14 protein-coding genes and 1 pseudogene are annotated in these 17,074 nt (G+C 36.0%); 1 reads left to right on the top strand and 14 read right to left on the bottom strand.

The window, feature by feature from the left end; genetic code table 11:
- Window position 1: 1 nt before the first annotated feature.
- The 9 genes and pseudogenes from pdhA to tpiA all read right to left on the bottom strand — a co-directional run bounded on the left by pdhA (window position 2) and on the right by tpiA (window position 8,288).
- A complete protein-coding gene (gene pdhA / locus ACFILY_RS02270) occupies window positions 2-1,042 on the bottom strand; it encodes a pyruvate dehydrogenase (acetyl-transferring) E1 component subunit alpha (protein ID WP_375631358.1) in 1,041 nt (346 codons plus the stop codon).
- Between the two features lie 136 nt (window positions 1,043-1,178).
- Window positions 1,179-1,490 carry a septum formation initiator family protein gene (locus tag ACFILY_RS02265; protein WP_012754998.1) on the bottom strand — a complete coding sequence of 104 codons (312 nt, stop codon included), beginning with the start codon at window positions 1,488-1,490 and terminating at the stop codon, window positions 1,179-1,181.
- 183 nt (window positions 1,491-1,673) lie between these two features.
- Window positions 1,674-2,119: pseudogene (locus tag ACFILY_RS02260) on the bottom strand (TM2 domain-containing protein).
- 382 nt (window positions 2,120-2,501) lie between these two features.
- Window positions 2,502-2,909: a TM2 domain-containing protein gene (locus ACFILY_RS02255; RefSeq protein ID WP_375631359.1), complete on the bottom strand. Its 408-nt coding sequence runs from the start codon at window positions 2,907-2,909 to the stop codon at window positions 2,502-2,504.
- A 92-nt stretch (window positions 2,910-3,001) separates the two neighbouring features.
- Window positions 3,002-4,288 carry a phosphopyruvate hydratase gene (eno, locus tag ACFILY_RS02250; RefSeq protein WP_375631360.1) on the bottom strand — a complete coding sequence of 429 codons (1,287 nt, stop codon included), beginning with the start codon at window positions 4,286-4,288 and terminating at the stop codon, window positions 3,002-3,004.
- A gap of 71 nt (window positions 4,289-4,359) precedes the next feature.
- Window positions 4,360-5,196, bottom strand: a complete 837-nt coding sequence (gene kdsA / locus ACFILY_RS02245) for a 3-deoxy-8-phosphooctulonate synthase (RefSeq protein WP_273791141.1) — start codon at window positions 5,194-5,196, stop codon at window positions 4,360-4,362.
- A 36-nt stretch (window positions 5,197-5,232) separates the two neighbouring features.
- Entirely contained in the window at window positions 5,233-6,861 is a 1,629-nt protein-coding gene (locus ACFILY_RS02240) for a CTP synthase (RefSeq protein ID WP_273791140.1), read from the bottom strand.
- Between the two features lie 127 nt (window positions 6,862-6,988).
- A complete protein-coding gene (secG, locus tag ACFILY_RS02235) occupies window positions 6,989-7,441 on the bottom strand; it encodes a preprotein translocase subunit SecG (RefSeq protein ID WP_375631361.1) in 453 nt (150 codons plus the stop codon).
- An 82-nt stretch (window positions 7,442-7,523) separates the two neighbouring features.
- Window positions 7,524-8,288 (bottom strand): triose-phosphate isomerase, encoded by a 765-nt coding sequence (gene tpiA / locus ACFILY_RS02230; RefSeq protein WP_375631362.1) that lies wholly within the window; start codon window positions 8,286-8,288, stop codon window positions 7,524-7,526.
- A 154-nt stretch (window positions 8,289-8,442) separates the two neighbouring features.
- On the opposite strand from tpiA, the gene ACFILY_RS02225 reads away from it, so the two are divergent.
- Entirely contained in the window at window positions 8,443-10,332 is a 1,890-nt protein-coding gene (locus tag ACFILY_RS02225) for a peptidyl-prolyl cis-trans isomerase (RefSeq protein ID WP_375637375.1), read from the top strand.
- Window positions 10,333-11,245: 913 nt separating this feature from the next.
- On the opposite strand, the gene ACFILY_RS02220 is transcribed toward ACFILY_RS02225, so the two are convergent.
- The 5 genes from ACFILY_RS02220 to ACFILY_RS02200 all read right to left on the bottom strand — a co-directional run bounded on the left by ACFILY_RS02220 (window position 11,246) and on the right by ACFILY_RS02200 (window position 16,986).
- The gene (locus tag ACFILY_RS02220; protein WP_375637376.1) at window positions 11,246-12,106 is read right to left on the bottom strand and encodes a phytoene/squalene synthase family protein; all 861 of its coding nucleotides are present in this window, start codon (window positions 12,104-12,106) and stop codon (window positions 11,246-11,248) included.
- A gap of 898 nt (window positions 12,107-13,004) precedes the next feature.
- Window positions 13,005-13,391 carry an Mth938-like domain-containing protein gene (locus ACFILY_RS02215; RefSeq protein WP_273791135.1) on the bottom strand — a complete coding sequence of 129 codons (387 nt, stop codon included), beginning with the start codon at window positions 13,389-13,391 and terminating at the stop codon, window positions 13,005-13,007.
- A 462-nt stretch (window positions 13,392-13,853) separates the two neighbouring features.
- A complete protein-coding gene (gene yajC, locus ACFILY_RS02210; protein WP_375637377.1) occupies window positions 13,854-14,306 on the bottom strand; it encodes a preprotein translocase subunit YajC in 453 nt (150 codons plus the stop codon).
- A 683-nt stretch (window positions 14,307-14,989) separates the two neighbouring features.
- Entirely contained in the window at window positions 14,990-16,171 is a 1,182-nt protein-coding gene (locus tag ACFILY_RS02205; protein WP_375637378.1) for a peptidoglycan DD-metalloendopeptidase family protein, read from the bottom strand.
- Between the two features lie 155 nt (window positions 16,172-16,326).
- Entirely contained in the window at window positions 16,327-16,986 is a 660-nt protein-coding gene (locus tag ACFILY_RS02200; protein WP_273791164.1) for a protein-L-isoaspartate(D-aspartate) O-methyltransferase, read from the bottom strand.
- Between the last annotated feature and the right edge of the window lie 88 nt (window positions 16,987-17,074).

The following is a 17,074-nucleotide window of genomic DNA, read 5'->3' as shown; positions in this document are numbered from 1 at the left end:
ATCAAACTAAAATATCAGTATAGAGCTCAGAAGCATCTGGCTCTTGATCACTTTGTGCAAAATCTACCGCATCAGCAACAATTGCACGGACCTCTTTCTCAATAGATTTTAAATCGTCTTCGCTCGCCCAATTTTTTTTAAGAATCCGACTTTTTACTTGATCAATCGGATCGTGCTCCTCTTTTATTTTTTGGACTTCGTCCTTTGAACGATATTTTGCTGGGTCAGACATGGAATGACCACGATAGCGATAGGTCTGCATATCAAGAATGATCGGTCCTTTACCTGAGCGTGCCCAAGAAATTGCTTCATCAGCAGCTCCTTTTACTGATCGAACATCCATACCGTCAACAACAATACCTGGAATTTCAAAAGAAAGACCACGTCGGGAAAAATCAGTTTCTGCAGATGCACGTGAAACTGACGTTCCCATAGCATACTGATTGTTTTCAATAATATAAACAACGGGAAGCTTCCAAAGTGAAGCCATATTAAAACTCTCGTAAACCTGCCCCTGATTTGCAGCACCATCACCAAAATAAACCAATGTCACATTATCTTTACCAAGGTACTGATTCGAAAATGCCAAACCTGAACCAATTGGAACCTGCGCACCAACAATACCATGTCCTCCATAAAAGTTCTTTTCTTTAGAGAACATATGCATCGAGCCACCTTTCCCTTTGGAAAAGCCACCTTGGCGCCCCGTTAATTCTGCCATGACACCACGCGGACTCATCCCTACCGCTAACATATGACCATGATCACGGTAAGACGTAATAACCTGATCACCTTCTTTTGCCGCTTTCAATGTTCCTATAACAACGGCTTCCTGACCAATATAAAGGTGACAAAATCCCCCAATAAGCCCCATACCATAAAGTTGTCCTGCTTTTTCTTCAAAACGGCGAATTAAAAGCATTTCACGATAAGCATCAATTTCTTCTTCTTTTGTAAAATCTGCCATTGGTGCTTTCTTTGTGGTGCTTGATAATGCAGTGCGCGCCGCCGACGCAGAATTTTTTTTAAGTCGTTCTGCCATATTAAACTCCCTTTTATGATTATTTAGGAATAACCTTTACGAACAAAAGTTACAAGCCTTATCAATCGGCTTAAACAATATCATTGCTGATTGTTGTTTAAATTAAGCGATTTTTCATTTACCTTTAGTATCAATTTCAAGGTATTAAGATTGTCAGTTCATTTGGCTTAGAAAAGTTCAAATTCTTTCGGACATACTCATCCAACATATCTTTTTCTATATGCCCATTGCGTAAAAGAGAAATACGCTTTTCCATGAATATCCGCTCAGCTTCTATTTTATGAAGCTCCTTTTCTAATTCGCTAATATGCTGATTAACTTCACTGCGTGAATACAATCCATACTCACCATGATAAATGTGATAACTGAAATAGCTTAAGACTCCCACCGTCATAAGAGGTAGTACAAAGCGTACTTTGATTGATCGACGTTTCTGCTTTGTCCACATAAAATAGCACAGTCTTTACAGCACAAATTTTTTAATATTTTGCTCAACTATGCATGATTTTGATTAATACCTCATTACCAAATCTACACCAAAATAATTTGTTATTTCAATTTATCCCCCCCTTAATACAATCAAAGTAAGCTGAATGCCCCACTTTTTGTATTACAAATATTGGATATCCCACTAACTTGTGATTTTACACCCATCTTTGTCTTTAAAATTTCCTGTTAAAATGACTATAAAATCAATCAATACCCAAGGTGTAATTATAAAAATAATCCCTATAATCCCTAACCCAAAAGTAAATGGTAGACTGATTATACTTAGTATATTTATAAGAAGCATTACAATGCCAGTTCCAACTTTACCAACAATAAAACGATGAATCCCTAGTCCACCTAGAAAAAACAAACGACCGCTAACGTCACTTTTGATTGCTGTGACTGACCTTCAGTCAAGATAGGGAAAATAGATTTAATGGTATCACCTTCACACACAAAATCAACGACGTCACCAACCTTCGGCAGCGTTTTTCCTGACCAATCCCAATTCGCAAATTGATAGCGCTTACCATCAGCCCCTGAAATGAAATAATCTCCTTGATCATGACCAATAATCTTACCTTTCATTCTTGCCCACCTATAAAGCTGCTCCTTATGTGTTATTCATAAAGAGATTAATTTCAATTCGATAATATGCGGATTAACCTCACGGTGTAAATACAATTCGTACTCACCATGATAAACATGAAATTAAAATAGTTCGTAACTCCCCAATAATCTAATATTTCCCCCTGCTATAAGCAGTAACAAAAAACATGCTTTAGTTGATTTATATCTTTGCTTTACCCATATAAAATAGCATTGTCTTTTTCAATACGTTTACTTAGCTGTACATGTTTTTTAATATCTCATATTAAATAAATGTAGTACAATAATTTCGCATGATGCAACTTAATATATTTATAAAAATAAAAAGCGAGCTAAATCACCTTTTTTTATTATAAGATTTTCACAAATCTGTAATCTGATTTCCATCTTTATCCGTAAATCTTCCACCAAGAATGACTATAAAATCAACAATTGCCCAAATGCCGGTAATTATCAATCCAAACAATGATAAAGATAGAACTAGCATTAAAGCACCAGTCCTAACTTTACCAACCATAAAGCGATGGACACCAAAGATACCTGCAACCCAACAAAGCAGTGCGAACATTATCTTTGTGTTCTCTGTACCTGATCTCAACAATGGAAAAACAGAACTGACAACCCCCCCTTCACAGACAAAATCAACAGCATTACCAATCCTTGGTGGATTCTTTCCCAACCAATCCCAAGTCGCAAACTGATAACGTTTACCATCATCACCAGCAACGAGATAAGTTCCTTGATCTTGACTAATAATTATACCTCTCATCTTAATCCCTATAAATTTAAACACTTAAAAATTATTGCGTATATGCCTTTGATAAGAAATCTCAATTTCATAATCTAAATGATCTTATACTTTCATATTTTGTGCTCAGAACTATACACTAAATCACCAGCATAACGCGCTTGGGCTCCTAGCATTTCTTCAATACGAATAAGTTGATTGTATTTGGCTAATCTATCCGAACGTGCAAGAGAACCTGTTTTAATTTGTCCACAATTCGTTGCAACCGCAAGATCTGCAATGAAAGAATCCTCTGTTTCGCCTGAACGATGAGATATAATAGCACGATAACCTGCTTTATGTGCTACTTCTACAGCATCAAGTGTTTCACTCAATGTACCAATTTGATTAACTTTTATGAGAATAGAATTGCCTACCCCCATTTTGATACCATCACGCAAACGTGCTGAATTCGTTACAAACAAATCATCGCCAACAAGCTGACATTTTTCTCCAATTGTGTCAGTAAGTAGCTTCCAACCTTCCCAATCATCCTCTGCCATTCCATCTTCAATTGTAATAATAGGATAATTTTTCACAAGATGTGCTAAATAATCTACCTGCTCTTGGATGTCACGGCATTTCCCCTCACCTTTATAAAAATATGAACCATTTTTATAAAATTCGGTTGAAGCACAGTCTAAACCAATGGCAATTTGTTCACCTGGTTTATAGCCACATATCATGATAGATTCCATAATAAAATCAATTGCTTGATCAGCACTTTTAAATTGAGGTGCAAAACCACCTTCATCACCAACATTGGTATTATAACCCGCATCTTTTAAACGCTTTTTCAATGCATGGAAAATCTCAGCGCCATAACGGATAGCTTCTCTTACAGTAGGAGCTCCTATAGGGATAATCATAAACTCTTGAAAATCAATCAAATTATCAGCATGAACGCCACCATTAATAATATTCATCATGGGGGTTGGAAGAATATGCGCTTGTGTACCACCAATATAACGATACAAAGGTAAATTTAATGAATCCGCAGCTGCTTTTGCAACAGCTAATGAAACACCAAGAAGTGCATTGGCACCAAGACGGGCTTTGTTTGGCGTTCCATCCAAAGCAATCATTGCTTGATCAATAGCAATTTGATTTGTTGCATCCCGCCCACCAAGTTCTTCAAGAATTTCGCCATTAACTGCAGCAACCGCTTTTTCAACACCTTTCCCTTGATAGCGCAAACCACCATCACGAAGCTCTATAGCCTCGTGTGCTCCTGTTGAAGCTCCCGAAGGAACCAGAGCGCGACCAAAAGCTCCATTCTCCAAATGAACATCAACTTCTACCGTTGGATTACCACGGCTATCAAGAACTTCACGCCCAATGATATCGACAATTATAGTCATATGTGTTTCCTTATCCAATAAAAGTCTCGATTCATTTATAATGCCCTATTAATGAAATATTTTTTCTCTTCTCAACTCAACTTTTTTGACAGATAATCAAATTCCATTAAAGTCTCAAGCAATCTTTGTAAATCATCAACTTTAACCATATTGGGTCCATCAGAAGGTGCATTATCTGGATCTTGATGTGTTTCTAAAAAAATACCAGCTACCCCAACAGAGACAGCTGCACGCGCTAAAATTTCAACAAATTGACGCTGCCCACCAGATGAAGCCCCCTGCCCCCCAGGTTCTTGAACAGAATGCGTTGCATCAAAAATAACAGGAGCACCAAATGAACGTAAAATAGGCAACGAACGCATATCAGAAATAAGTCGGTTGTAACCAAATGACGTGCCTCGCTCACAAAGCATAACATTCGGATTACCACTGTAAACAACCTTTTTTAAAACATTCTCCATGTCCCACGGCGCTAAAAACTGACCTTTTTTAATGTTAATAACACATTCTGTTTTGGCTGCTGCTACCAAAAGATCTGTTTGACGACATAAAAAAGCCGGTATTTGTAAAATATCAACTGTAGAAGAAACAATTGTACATTGCTCTTCTGTATGCACATCAGTTAATATGGGACAATTAAACTCTTTTTTTAAATCAGAAAAAATGGACATTGCTTTTTCAAGACCAATACCACGTGCCGCCCCCAAAGAGGTTCTGTTGGCTTTATCGTAACTTGATTTATAAACAAACCCGATACCAAGCTGATCGGTAATTGTTTTAATACGACCAGCCATTTCAAAAGCATGATCACGACTTTCCATCTGACACGGCCCTGCAATTAATGAAAGAGGCATTTCATTTGAAAAAATCATATTTCCAACTTTCACACGGGCATTTGGTTTAGTCATTTTATCCCTCAAAAGCAAAGTAACCTAATTTATGCATTAAACTAATCGACTTTGTTCTACAGCAGCTTCAATAAAAGAAGAAAAAAGCGGATGTGGATCAAAAGGACGGGATTTTAATTCTGGATGATATTGAACACCAATAAACCATGGATGATCTACATATTCTATCGTTTCTGGTAAAATACCATCAGGAGACATCCCAGAAAAAATCAAACCACACTGTTCTAACTTATCCTTATAATCAATATTGACCTCATAACGATGACGATGTCGCTCGACAATCTTGGTCATCCCATAAATTTGAGCAATATGACTCTCTTCTTTTAATTCAGCAGCAAAAGCACCAAGGCGCATCGAACCGCCGAGATCACCATTTCTTGTACGTTTTTCAAGGACGTCTCCTTTAAGCCATTCTGTCATTAAACCTACAATTGGATTGTCTGTTTCGCAAAACTCACTCGATGAAGCATTCTCAATCTGTGCAATATTGCGCGCAGCTTCTATACAAGCTAATTGCATCCCAAAACAAATCCCTAAAAATGGAACTTTACGCTCTCGTGCAAATTGAATTGCTCGAATCTTCCCTTCTGCCCCACGTGCCCCAAAAGCACCTGGAACCAAAATTCCATGGGCTTTTTGTAAAGCTGAAACAGAATCTTCTTTTTCAAAAAGTTCCGAATCAATCCACTCAATATTAACTTTTACTCTATTCGCTAAACCACCATGCGCAATCGCTTCAATAAGAGATTTATAAGCATCCTTTAAGCCCGTATATTTTCCTACAATAGCAATCGTGACTTCTCCTTCAGGATTGTGAATACGATGCGTAATATCCTCCCAACGATCCATCTTGGGGGAAGGTGCCGAATCGATTCCAAAAGCGCAAAGAACTTCAGAGTCCAAACCTTCCTTATGGTATGCCATAGGAACATCATAAATCGTTGGCATATCTAATGCCTGAATGACTGCATTGGAGCGAACATTGCAAAAAAGTGATAATTTGCACCGTTCTGTTTCTGGAATAGATCGATCTGCACGTACAAGCAAAATATCAGGAGAAATACCAACTGCTTGCAATTCTTTGACAGAATGTTGTGTTGGTTTCGTTTTTAATTCACCTGCTGAAGGAATATAAGGCATTAATGTGAGATGGACATAAACGACATTTTGTCTCGGTAACTCATTGCGAAGCTGACGAATCGCTTCTAGAAAAGGCATTGCTTCAATATCACCAACCGTTCCACCTATCTCACATAAAACAAAATCAAATTCTTCATTTCCCATCGTAATGAATCTCTTAATTTCATCTGTAACATGAGGAATAACTTGGACTGTTGCCCCCAAATAATCACCACGCCGCTCTCGTTCAATGATATTGCGATAAATACGCCCTGTTGTAATACTATCTTGGCTATTTGCAGAACGCCCAGTAAAACGCTCATAATGACCAAGATCAAGATCCGTTTCTGCACCATCATCGGTCACAAATACTTCACCATGTTGATAAGGTGACATCGTACCTGGATCAACATTTAAATAAGGATCAAGTTTGCGAAGACGTACGCGATAACCACGAGCCTGTAATAACGCTGCTAACGCCGCCGCTGCGATGCCTTTTCCAAGGGAAGAAACCACACCACCAGTAATAAAAACATAACGTGCCATGGGCTTATGGTGATAAGCAATTTATAATGATTTTTCCAGCAAAAAATGCAAAAAGAAACAATTTTTCTTCTAAAATAAAAAAGGTGAAAAAATCACCTTTTTAAAAAGTCTATATTTTCTTAAAAAACTATTTTGTACTGTTATCCGGAACTGTGTTTTCAAGAACCTGTGGAACTGGACTTTCTGCTTCAGGATTTGTGGACTGTTTCTGTTCCTGCGGAGAATTCGAAGTGCCTCCTAGCTGTTCAAGAACAGAAGGGGAAGACTCATCATTTGATGATGGAACTGAGCCTGAGCCTTTATTGGTAGAATTCTGTTCTGAATTAACCGGTATACGCTTTAAGATATCAGAACTAGAATTTGATATATTACCCACCACGGTAAGTCCAATAGACACAACAAAAAAACAACAGGCTAAAATAGCAGTCAAACGTGTTAAAGGGTTTCGAGATCCACGAGTTTTCATTAACCCTGAGCTATTACTCACACCTAGCCCACCACCTTCTGAAGGTTGAATTAATATAACACCAACCAAAGTAATCACAATCAAAAAATGAATAACTATAAGTACTGTTTGCATAAACCCTGCTCTTCAAATAACTCTTTAATAGCTATTTACACATAAATAACGCACAATCCAAGGGGAAACTCAAATTTCTCTGCTATAGTTTACGACAAACATCGCAAATAGTTAAAAAATCAATCGCTTTTAAGCTTGCTCCACCTATCAAAGCACCATTAACATGAGCAATGCTTAAAAGCTCAAATGCATTGGATGGCTTTACGGATCCACCATAAAGCAAACGAATCTTATTGCCTTCATCACCAAAACGAGAGCGCACCTTATCACGAATGAAATGATGTACTTTTGCAATATCTTCTGGAGTCGCTGTATTGCCGGTGCCTATCGCCCAAACTGGTTCATAAGCGATAATGGTATTCTCTTCTGTTGCATCATCTGGTAAAGATTCTTCAAGCTGCTGCGTCAGAATATCCAGCACTTTATTATTCTTACGCTCCTCCAATGTTTCACCAATACACACAAGAGCCACAAGACCTGCTCGCCACGCAGCTTGCACTTTGGCACAGACAATCGCATCATTTTCTTGGTACACTGTACGACGTTCTGAATGCCCAATAATAACATGACTTGCTCCCGCTTCTTTAAGCATAAAAGCTGAAATATCTCCAGTATAAGGACCATGATCATCAAAGTGACAATTTTGTCCTCCTAAAAGGAGATTTTCACCATTCAGCGTATTAGAAGCACGCGATAAAAGCGTTGCTGGAACACAAATAAGCGCCTCAAAAAGATGACCTAGATCAGAGCTAACGCCTGTAGCAATAGCACGCAACTCTCCAAGCGATTCACTCGTTCCATTCATTTTCCAATTTCCAGCAAGAAAAGGCCGAATATTTTGAGACATATTTTCACCTCAAGAGCTCTTACAATACATTGTTTATCTGTAGTTACCAAATTATAAAATGAAAGCAAGTCTTTAAAGCTTGCATCTTTCATCTCTTTATTGCAAATTCCATTACAGCTTTGATAATAACTCACATTAAAAATGGACCTGAACAATGCTTGACATCATAAGAAATGCTACAAATTCTTGGATTTTTAGAATTTTCCTTGCTATTTTACTCTTATGCTTCATTCTTTTATGGGGGGTACCGCAGTTACACAAAAAAAGTGAAAGAGATCTTATTACATCTGGACAGTCCACAGTAACTGTCGATGATTATCGTCTTGCACTCGCCGATCAAAGCGCACGTTTAGCATATGCAGCTCATCTTGGACGAATGTTTACAGCAAATGAAATGCAGCAATACCAAATTCCTGCTTTTGTATTTAATCAATTACAACAAAATGTACTTCTTGATGAACAAGCACGTAAAATGAAAATAAGTCTTTCAAAAGATACAATAGCTCATACGATTGGTTCTGATAAGATGTTCCAGGTAAATGGCACTTTTGATAAAAACTTGTTTTATAACTATCTTCAGCATTTACGTATTAGTGAAAGTGCTTTTCTTAATTATTACACCAAACAAGAAAAGCGTAATCAGCTTATTGCCGCTTTACTTTCTGATATGAAGGCACCAAATCTCTTTTATAAAGCACTTGCTCTTTATCAAGAAGAAATGCGTATTGCTGATTATCTTGTTATTGATCTAAAAGAAAAGAAAACAATTGCTGATCCTGATTACGCAACATTACAAAAATGGTTTGAAACACATCAAAGTCAATTTCGTGCTCCAGAATACCGCACTGTCTCTTTGCTATCTATGGAACTTAATGATTTTGTAAAACCTCAAGATATCTCAACAGATGAGGCGAAAGCCTATTATACACAAAATGCTTCACGTTTTGTAACGCCTGAAAAGCGTACATTCGAAGAACTGCGATTCCCCTCACGCGAAGAAGCCGATAATGCAGCAAAAAAAATAGCTGATGGATTGAGTTTTGATGAACTGGTAAAAGCTGAAAAAAAGACTCTTAATGAAATAAAAAAAGGGCCTCTCGCAGAAAATGAACTTCCTAATCATCTGACATCTGAAATTTTTGAACTTCAACAAGGTCAAGTCAGTTCTGTGATAAATGACTTACAGGGACCTGTTATCATTCGCGTCACGCATATTGAACCCTCAAGCTCTCTTCCTTTTGAAAGTGTAGAAGAAAATATTCGCCAAACACTTGCCAAAAATCGTGCTACTGATGATATCCGTAACAATTATGCAGCCATTGAAAATGCTCGCTTTGAGGGTGCTTCTCTCAAAGAGTTAGCTGACCAATACAAGTTATCTTTGCGCACAATTACCATTGATAAAACAGGAAAAACGCTTGAAGGTGCAATACTCACGGATTTACCTCAAAAAGATATTTTACTGAATGCCATCTATCAATCAAACGAAGGAGTCGATCTTGATCCTCTCTCTTTTCAAAATGGTGGATATCTCTGGTACAAGGTCGATAAAATTATTCCTGCCCGTGATAAGACACTTGAAGAGGCTAAGCTAGATGTTCTTTCTCAATGGAAAAATGAGGAAATCCAACGTCTTCTTGATGAAAAAGCCCAAAATGCTCTCAAACAGCTCACGGAAGGAAAAAGTCTTGTTGCTCTTGCTCATACCCTTGGTGTTACAAAACAAACAACACCAACCCTCCGGCGTCAAGACTCATCTGAAACCCTTGGCGTTGAAGGCATTAAAGCATTATTTTCCGCTCCCAAAGGTCATTATGGCATCATAAAAGGTCCGGTTGCAACAAACCGTATCATTTATCAAATAAAGACTGTAACCATGCCTAAAGATATCACGTCTCATACTCTTTCAACTGAAGTCCGCACCAATATAGATATGATGATAAGAGAAGATCTCAAGCTAGAAATGCTACAAGTTGCCAATAAAGAACATCCTTTGGAAATTAATAGCACAAATTATAATCAGATCTTTAACGCTCTCCAATAAAAAGATTTTACATAATTTAAAGAACTTATTTGATAAAGTTTCCGTCAGCTCTTCGTCTATAGTTGAAGAGGTAAGATAGATCTCTTGTTTGCATATCTTAGGATCAAACATTTGTATAATGATTCATTCTCTCGCAAATCAGTGCATGTATGGATTTGCGAGAAAATAGTCAATGGAATGTAGAGTCGTTTTTGCAACGCATTAAAAAATATTATTCATCCAAAGGTTGTAAAGGTTGTCGCCCATTAAGCTATAAATATCATCCCTATCGTCACTCATTTATAGCTCATCATATTACTACTCTTAATATCATTCATAAGGAGCATATTGCTTCTTCCTTAAATGATTTCATTTACACACCAAACTTATAATATACAAAAAAACTATTTTTAAAATTCATTATAAAAATGGAGAAATCTTTTTCTATTCAAGACTCTCATTCAATATGAGAAAAAACAAATTATCATTATAAATTAATATATTCATAAATCATAACAGTCATCAATTATGATGTTATAATTTCTCAAAAATAAGAGTTTTTTATAGACTTATAGACTGCTAAGATAACTTCTCTCATAAAATAGAAATTTTATTTCATTTGCAAATGAGCTACAATCAATACATTCAGAGTACTTAAAAGTTCTTCATCAAACAAACCAATGTATTAAGATTTATCTCATGTTTTTCTTTCTCTGTATCTCACCCATCCAATACACTGTATAAAACATATTACTGATGAAGAAATACACTGTATTTTCAAGATCATAAAATTTCTTATTCTTTTGCGTTCATAACAACCAAAACATCAACATTTTTTATAACAAAAAAATGGTTTGAAATCACAATGGCTCCTTTTATCTTCATATGAGAAAATCAGTCTCCATGTTACGCATTCCAACGTAGTAATATTCTTTTACAGTATCTTTGGAAAATTGCCGCTTATTGCTGCCCTTGTTATCAACCAATAACGATATATCAATGGCAAAGTTGCACTCTCTTGAAAAATTGCTGCCCCCAGCTGTATAGCTTTTTGAAGAGAAGCCGGTACAATGACCAATGGAAGAAAAGCTGGCTTAAGAATTCTAGGTAAAGTACAAGAATACTCGTAAAATTGGGTATAATGATCGCGTGATAATGCTACCATAGCTTCAACAATACGACCCTTTTGTTGATCACTGAGACGATGAGATTCCAAATCTTCCCTATTCACTCCTACAGCCTTTAATATATCAGTAGGTAAATAATATTGATATCGTGATTGCATGAATGATAAAAGACGCAATACACCGCTTAATCCTTGAGAAATCCCTCCATGTTCATAGATATCTGTAAACTCTTGTGCAGTTTCAGGATCTAATATCTGACAAGAAAGCTGTAAAATTATGCCTGCTGTCTCACCACAATAATGCTCTAGATCATGAAGTGTTTCTATTGGATTGTGATAAAGATCTAAAATTTGCGCATCACAATAACGTAAAAAAGCTGTCTTAGGTAAATTAAAAAGAGTCATTGCTTTTAATAAATCATTCAAAATCGGATTGTTTCCACTCGTTTGCATTTCACCATGAGCAATAGCATCATACCACCAACGTAACCGTATTTCTCCTATGAGTGGATCATGTACACTTTCGCGGATACGAGAAACTTCAGCATTAAATACATAAAGAGCAGCCAATGCTTGGCGCTTTTTTTTAGGTGCAAATAAAACTGATATATAGCGATCACGATCTATGGTACGTAAAATATCAAGACAATAAGGAAGAGAGCCTATCATTCTATGAACCTATTAACGTCCCTTTTTTAGCAATTAAATTAATATCCTCTTTTTATTCATATTAAAAAATGAAGGATAAGCAAATACAGTTCAGAAAATAAGATTTTTAAATGTGTCTCTTAACTGTATTGTGAATTAAAGTTTCTTTTCTAGTCACTTTTCGTTTTAGAAAGAAAAAAATTAAATAAATAATTTTTCTGATAAAACTTATCTTATAGGACTTCAAGTTTTCATTTGCAGTAAAAAAGCTAAAAAACAATCGTAACATGCATAGTAAAACTTGAACAACAAACAACGAAAAACACTTTTTCAGTGGATAGATGACAATGTTATTTTATAAAAAATGCACTGATCACAAAAACTTCATCAAATCATTGACCTCCTCCCCATCCTAAAAGACAAAAGTTCTTACCAACACCAATTTGTAAAAAATCCAATTGCTCTCGGTGAGTTTCTGTTACTATCAATACATTGATTTATAATCATAATTTGTTGTTTTGTATGTTAAATTAGAATCCCAAATATCGTAGATATGCTTTCATTTCAAACCAATTCCATGTTAAATTAATAAAAACCATTCCCTTGCACGTCCCAAGCGTAACTGGCTTGTAGGTAACAACTGTATAAGAAAGAATTAAAAATGCCTCTTATGAACTGTCTCAAGTGCCAAGAGTTGATCACTCATGTGATTCATTAGGAACGACGAGCAAGCTTTGTCCTAAATACTTGCCGCTGTATTTAAAAACACTTTTGTATTTAAAAACACTTTAATATGTTAAGTTATGTATATTCTATACCCTTATATCACCGCCTTAAACGACGGTACTTTACGGCGCAGAAAAATAATCGCACAAGTCTTTCATACTAGACGAGAGCATTTGTTTTATTAAACAATACTCTATTCTACCGCAAATAATAACGCCGCAACAGCGCGATCTTCAGCCAATAAAACATTAAATGTACGCACCGCCGCTCCCGTACTCATTGTATCTGATGAAATACGTTTTTCCCCTAAAAGCACCCGTAACTCTTCAGGTAATCGTAATAATTCAATTCCAGTACCTATTAATAAAACTTCGATTTCAGAAGCTTCTTCTAAAACACGAGATATATCCCCTTGAGTGGGAATAGGCCCTGCCATGTCAATGCCATAAATACCTGATGGTACACAAATAATAGAACCTCTATGAGACATATCAGCAAAACGAAACCCACCATTTCCATAAGCATCAATAGGTGCGCGACTTGGAAAATGTGCTTCACGAATTTGAATTGCATCGAACATGAATAAGCACCTTTTATTTTTGAATAATCCAATTGTCTTTGCTACTTCTCACCATAAAAATTAAAGTAAGGCTGATATAAACATTGATATGTTAACCATAACCTAGTACTGAAGTGAAAATTTTTATATAATACCCTAATCTTCTCATACAACAAATATAGGAAAATTTGGTAATAAATCGCGATAAATTGCTATACCTGCTTCAATAAATCTATCTTTTAAAAAGTTTCCTCAGCTTATTTACTCACAAATTTCTTTTTATAAAAACAATGATCTTATTTAAAAAACAGAAAAAAATTGCGTAATATTCTATAAATAAAGCAACTATTTTAATAATCTAAAGAAAACAAAAACTCCATTTTCTGTATCCACTATAAAAGCCCCTTTTCCAATGAAATTGTCTTGATCTTGCCAAGCTTTTTACAAAAATGCTTAAAAAATGTAATAAACTGCCATTACACCTTAAGATGCATTTTCCTTTGATATAGCTTTTTTCTCTTCAGAGATACTCATATCTTCTTTCGTTGTCGTTTTAGATTTAGACTTTTGTGGTGTTTTTGCTTTAGCATTAAGTTTTGATTTTTTTTCTGCAATCGGCTCACCTTTAACGCGCACATCAGCTAATGTTGAGCGAATAACACGAATATTTATACTCTCACCAATTTCAACCTCTAATTCACCACTCTCGTCGTGAACCTTCGTAACCTTGCCGATAATACCACCACCCGTTATAACTGTATCACCACGACGTACTGCATTAAGCATTTCTTGGCGTTTTTTCATTTGGGCACGCTGTGGACGAATCATAAAAAAATACATAATTGCAAAAATTAAAATGAATGGGACAGCGTTAGCAAATGAAATTCCACCGGAAACATCGCCTGCAACTTGAGCATAAGCGTTCGTCATAAACATTTTTATCTCCTATAGTTAAACCTCAGGTATTTCCCACTCTATTAAAATGAAATTCCGATACAGAAAAAATTCCTAAAGAATTTATCATAAAAAGCAATAACTACATAATCTAATCACAGCTTTACAAAAATACAATAAATCCTTAAGAGGCAGAATACCAAAATACAATGAGAAAAATCTTAAAAAATAGATTCACTTTCCCCTATTGTATATCCTACAATATAAATCTTTTCACTAACTCAATAAATTATACAAGATAATTTTTCTAATGAACAAACTTAATTTATATAGATAATTTATCGTTTTTGATATCGAACGACAGATCTAAATACAATAAAACGCTCTTATTTCAAACCTTCTGAATTAATCAAAACGATTTTCTTGCACGTCACACATATGAAATGAGCCTGTAGATAAAAACTTTTTAAGAAAGGCGTGAAATTTTTTTTCATGCTTCTCTCAAATGCAAGAGCAATTGGAACACTCAAAGCTGACAAATAGTATGATACTATTGTCTTACACTTTCATAAATACAAAGATGGTAATATCTAACGCCCCCCACGAACTACTCTCCTGAAACCAATGATTTTTTGCTGCAATGTTATTGATTTAAGAAAATCAATTGTTTTTCATGAATTTTCTATAAACTGTAAGACTATTCAAATGTAAAAGTCATCAATAAATTAGTTTTCTAAATATTTAAGGGGATCAACAGGTAATGAATTCTTACGCATCTCAAAATAGACACGTGGCGTTTTAACATTTCCTGAAACACCAGATTTAGCAATCTCATCACCGCGCCTTATCCTTTGTCCTTTGTTAACAACAAGCTTACTATTACATCCATAAATAGTGATAATATCATTTTCATGTCGAATCATCACAACATTACCAAGCTCTTTTAATCCATCTCCCGCGTAAATAACCACACCATTTTCTGCCGCCTTTACCGAAGACCCTTCAGGCACTGCAATATCTATTCCTCGATTCATTACTGTTCCCTTTTTTTGACCGAACTGGCTTAATAAACGCCCTCGTACTGGCCAACGCATCTTAGAAATTCCTGTGGCTTGCGGAGTCGTCATATTATCTGTATTCGTAACAGTACTTGACAAACCAGTCTCATGTTTCAATTGCGTCATCTGTTTAGAAAAATTTTTCTCAGAACTTGATTTGTTCATCTTTGCAGAGGGTGGCGTTGTTACAGGAGCTTTATATATAGGAGAGGACTTCTTGTTTTTTATAGAGGACATCACTTGAAATTGGGATGCAGATTCTGTTGTTGACACTGCCCAATCGTTATTATTGTGTGCATTTGAAGCTGATAATGTACGCCTGCTTGGAATAACCAGTACCTGACCGATATAAATGGAATTGCTGTTTATACCATTTGCTAATTTTAATGCCTCAACACTAACCCCTACTTGTCGTGCAATACTGAGCAGTGTATCTCCACTTTGGACAATATAAGAATTCCGCCGAAAAATAGGAGATTTATCCATTTGTGAACGAGAAAGTGTTCCAAGATTACGTGGAGGGGAGCCCATAACGCGACCATCAGAAGAAGTTATCCTATCTTGATGTGGAAAATTATAGGGAGAATTGTCATCTCCCCACGAATCATCACCTGATTCCACAGGTGGCAATTCAGTGCTTTGTATCATACCACTACCGTATGATAGCATTCGCGGATCTGTATACATAGTGCTTGATATATTTGATTGAGATGATACCGTACGATGAGAGAACGTATTGGAAAAACGCTGTGTACCAGAACTACAACCAGCAACAATAGTTACCACCGCTAACAAAGTTATTCTCTGAAAATTATGCTGGAAAATATTATCCAAAGCTTTTAGATACATCGTTTTGCTCACTCATCAATAATCAACTCACTCCATTAAAGCTTTTTTAAATTACCGAAGAGTTAAAATGAGATGTTTTATTCATAAATATCTTTATATAAGATCAAAATGAATTTAACGTAGACAATTTGCAGAAACTTCTTAGCTTTTAAAAATTAAAGTATCTCCGCAATGCCTTTAATAAAAGGTTGGTAACGCACTTGGAACAGTTCTAAACACTCAAATCGACTACCAATTTTTGTATAGCGCGTCACCGTTTGTACCCCTTCGTCAGGTCCTATCGCCTGAATGAGAATTCCATTTTCAGCTAAAAGTTCTAAAAATTCCTTTGGTTCATCAAAACGTGATGGCCAAATAAGAATGCGATCAAATGATCCTAAGCCTGTCACACTATGACTTCCATCAATCTGCCTTATAACAATATTTTCAATTCCTAAAGTTTGAAATTTTTGGCGTGCTAAATCAACAAGCGTTTTATAACGATCAATCGTTGTCACGCGGTCACTCAGACATGCCATAAGAGCAGTACAAAAACCAGATCCTGTACCAATTTCTAAGACACGATGCCTTTTTTTCAACGATAATGCCGAAAGAATTAAGAGTTGTTCTTCCAAACGTTCCATATATTCACCACACTCAAGGGGAATAACTTTATTATCATAAGCACTATTGAACCAAGGAGCAGCAACAAACTGTTGACGCGGAATTTTCTCTAATGCCGAAAAAAATCGCACGTCATCAATGCCTTTGCTACGCATTTTCAGTACAAGAGCGGCTAACTCCTCACGAAATTGTAAAATACCCTTTTGCCCCATAGTATCATTCAATCTCCAATGGAGGTACACTTTTATCATACTGACAAACTGCTTCTTTTAAAATGGCAAAAACTTGCGTCTGTGTATC

Source organism: Bartonella sp. CL25QHWL (assembly GCF_042195335.1).
Taxonomy (GTDB): Bacteria; Pseudomonadota; Alphaproteobacteria; order Rhizobiales; family Rhizobiaceae; genus Bartonella.
Note: the sequence above shows the minus strand (reverse complement) of the source record. Positions and strands in the feature narration are given on the sequence as shown.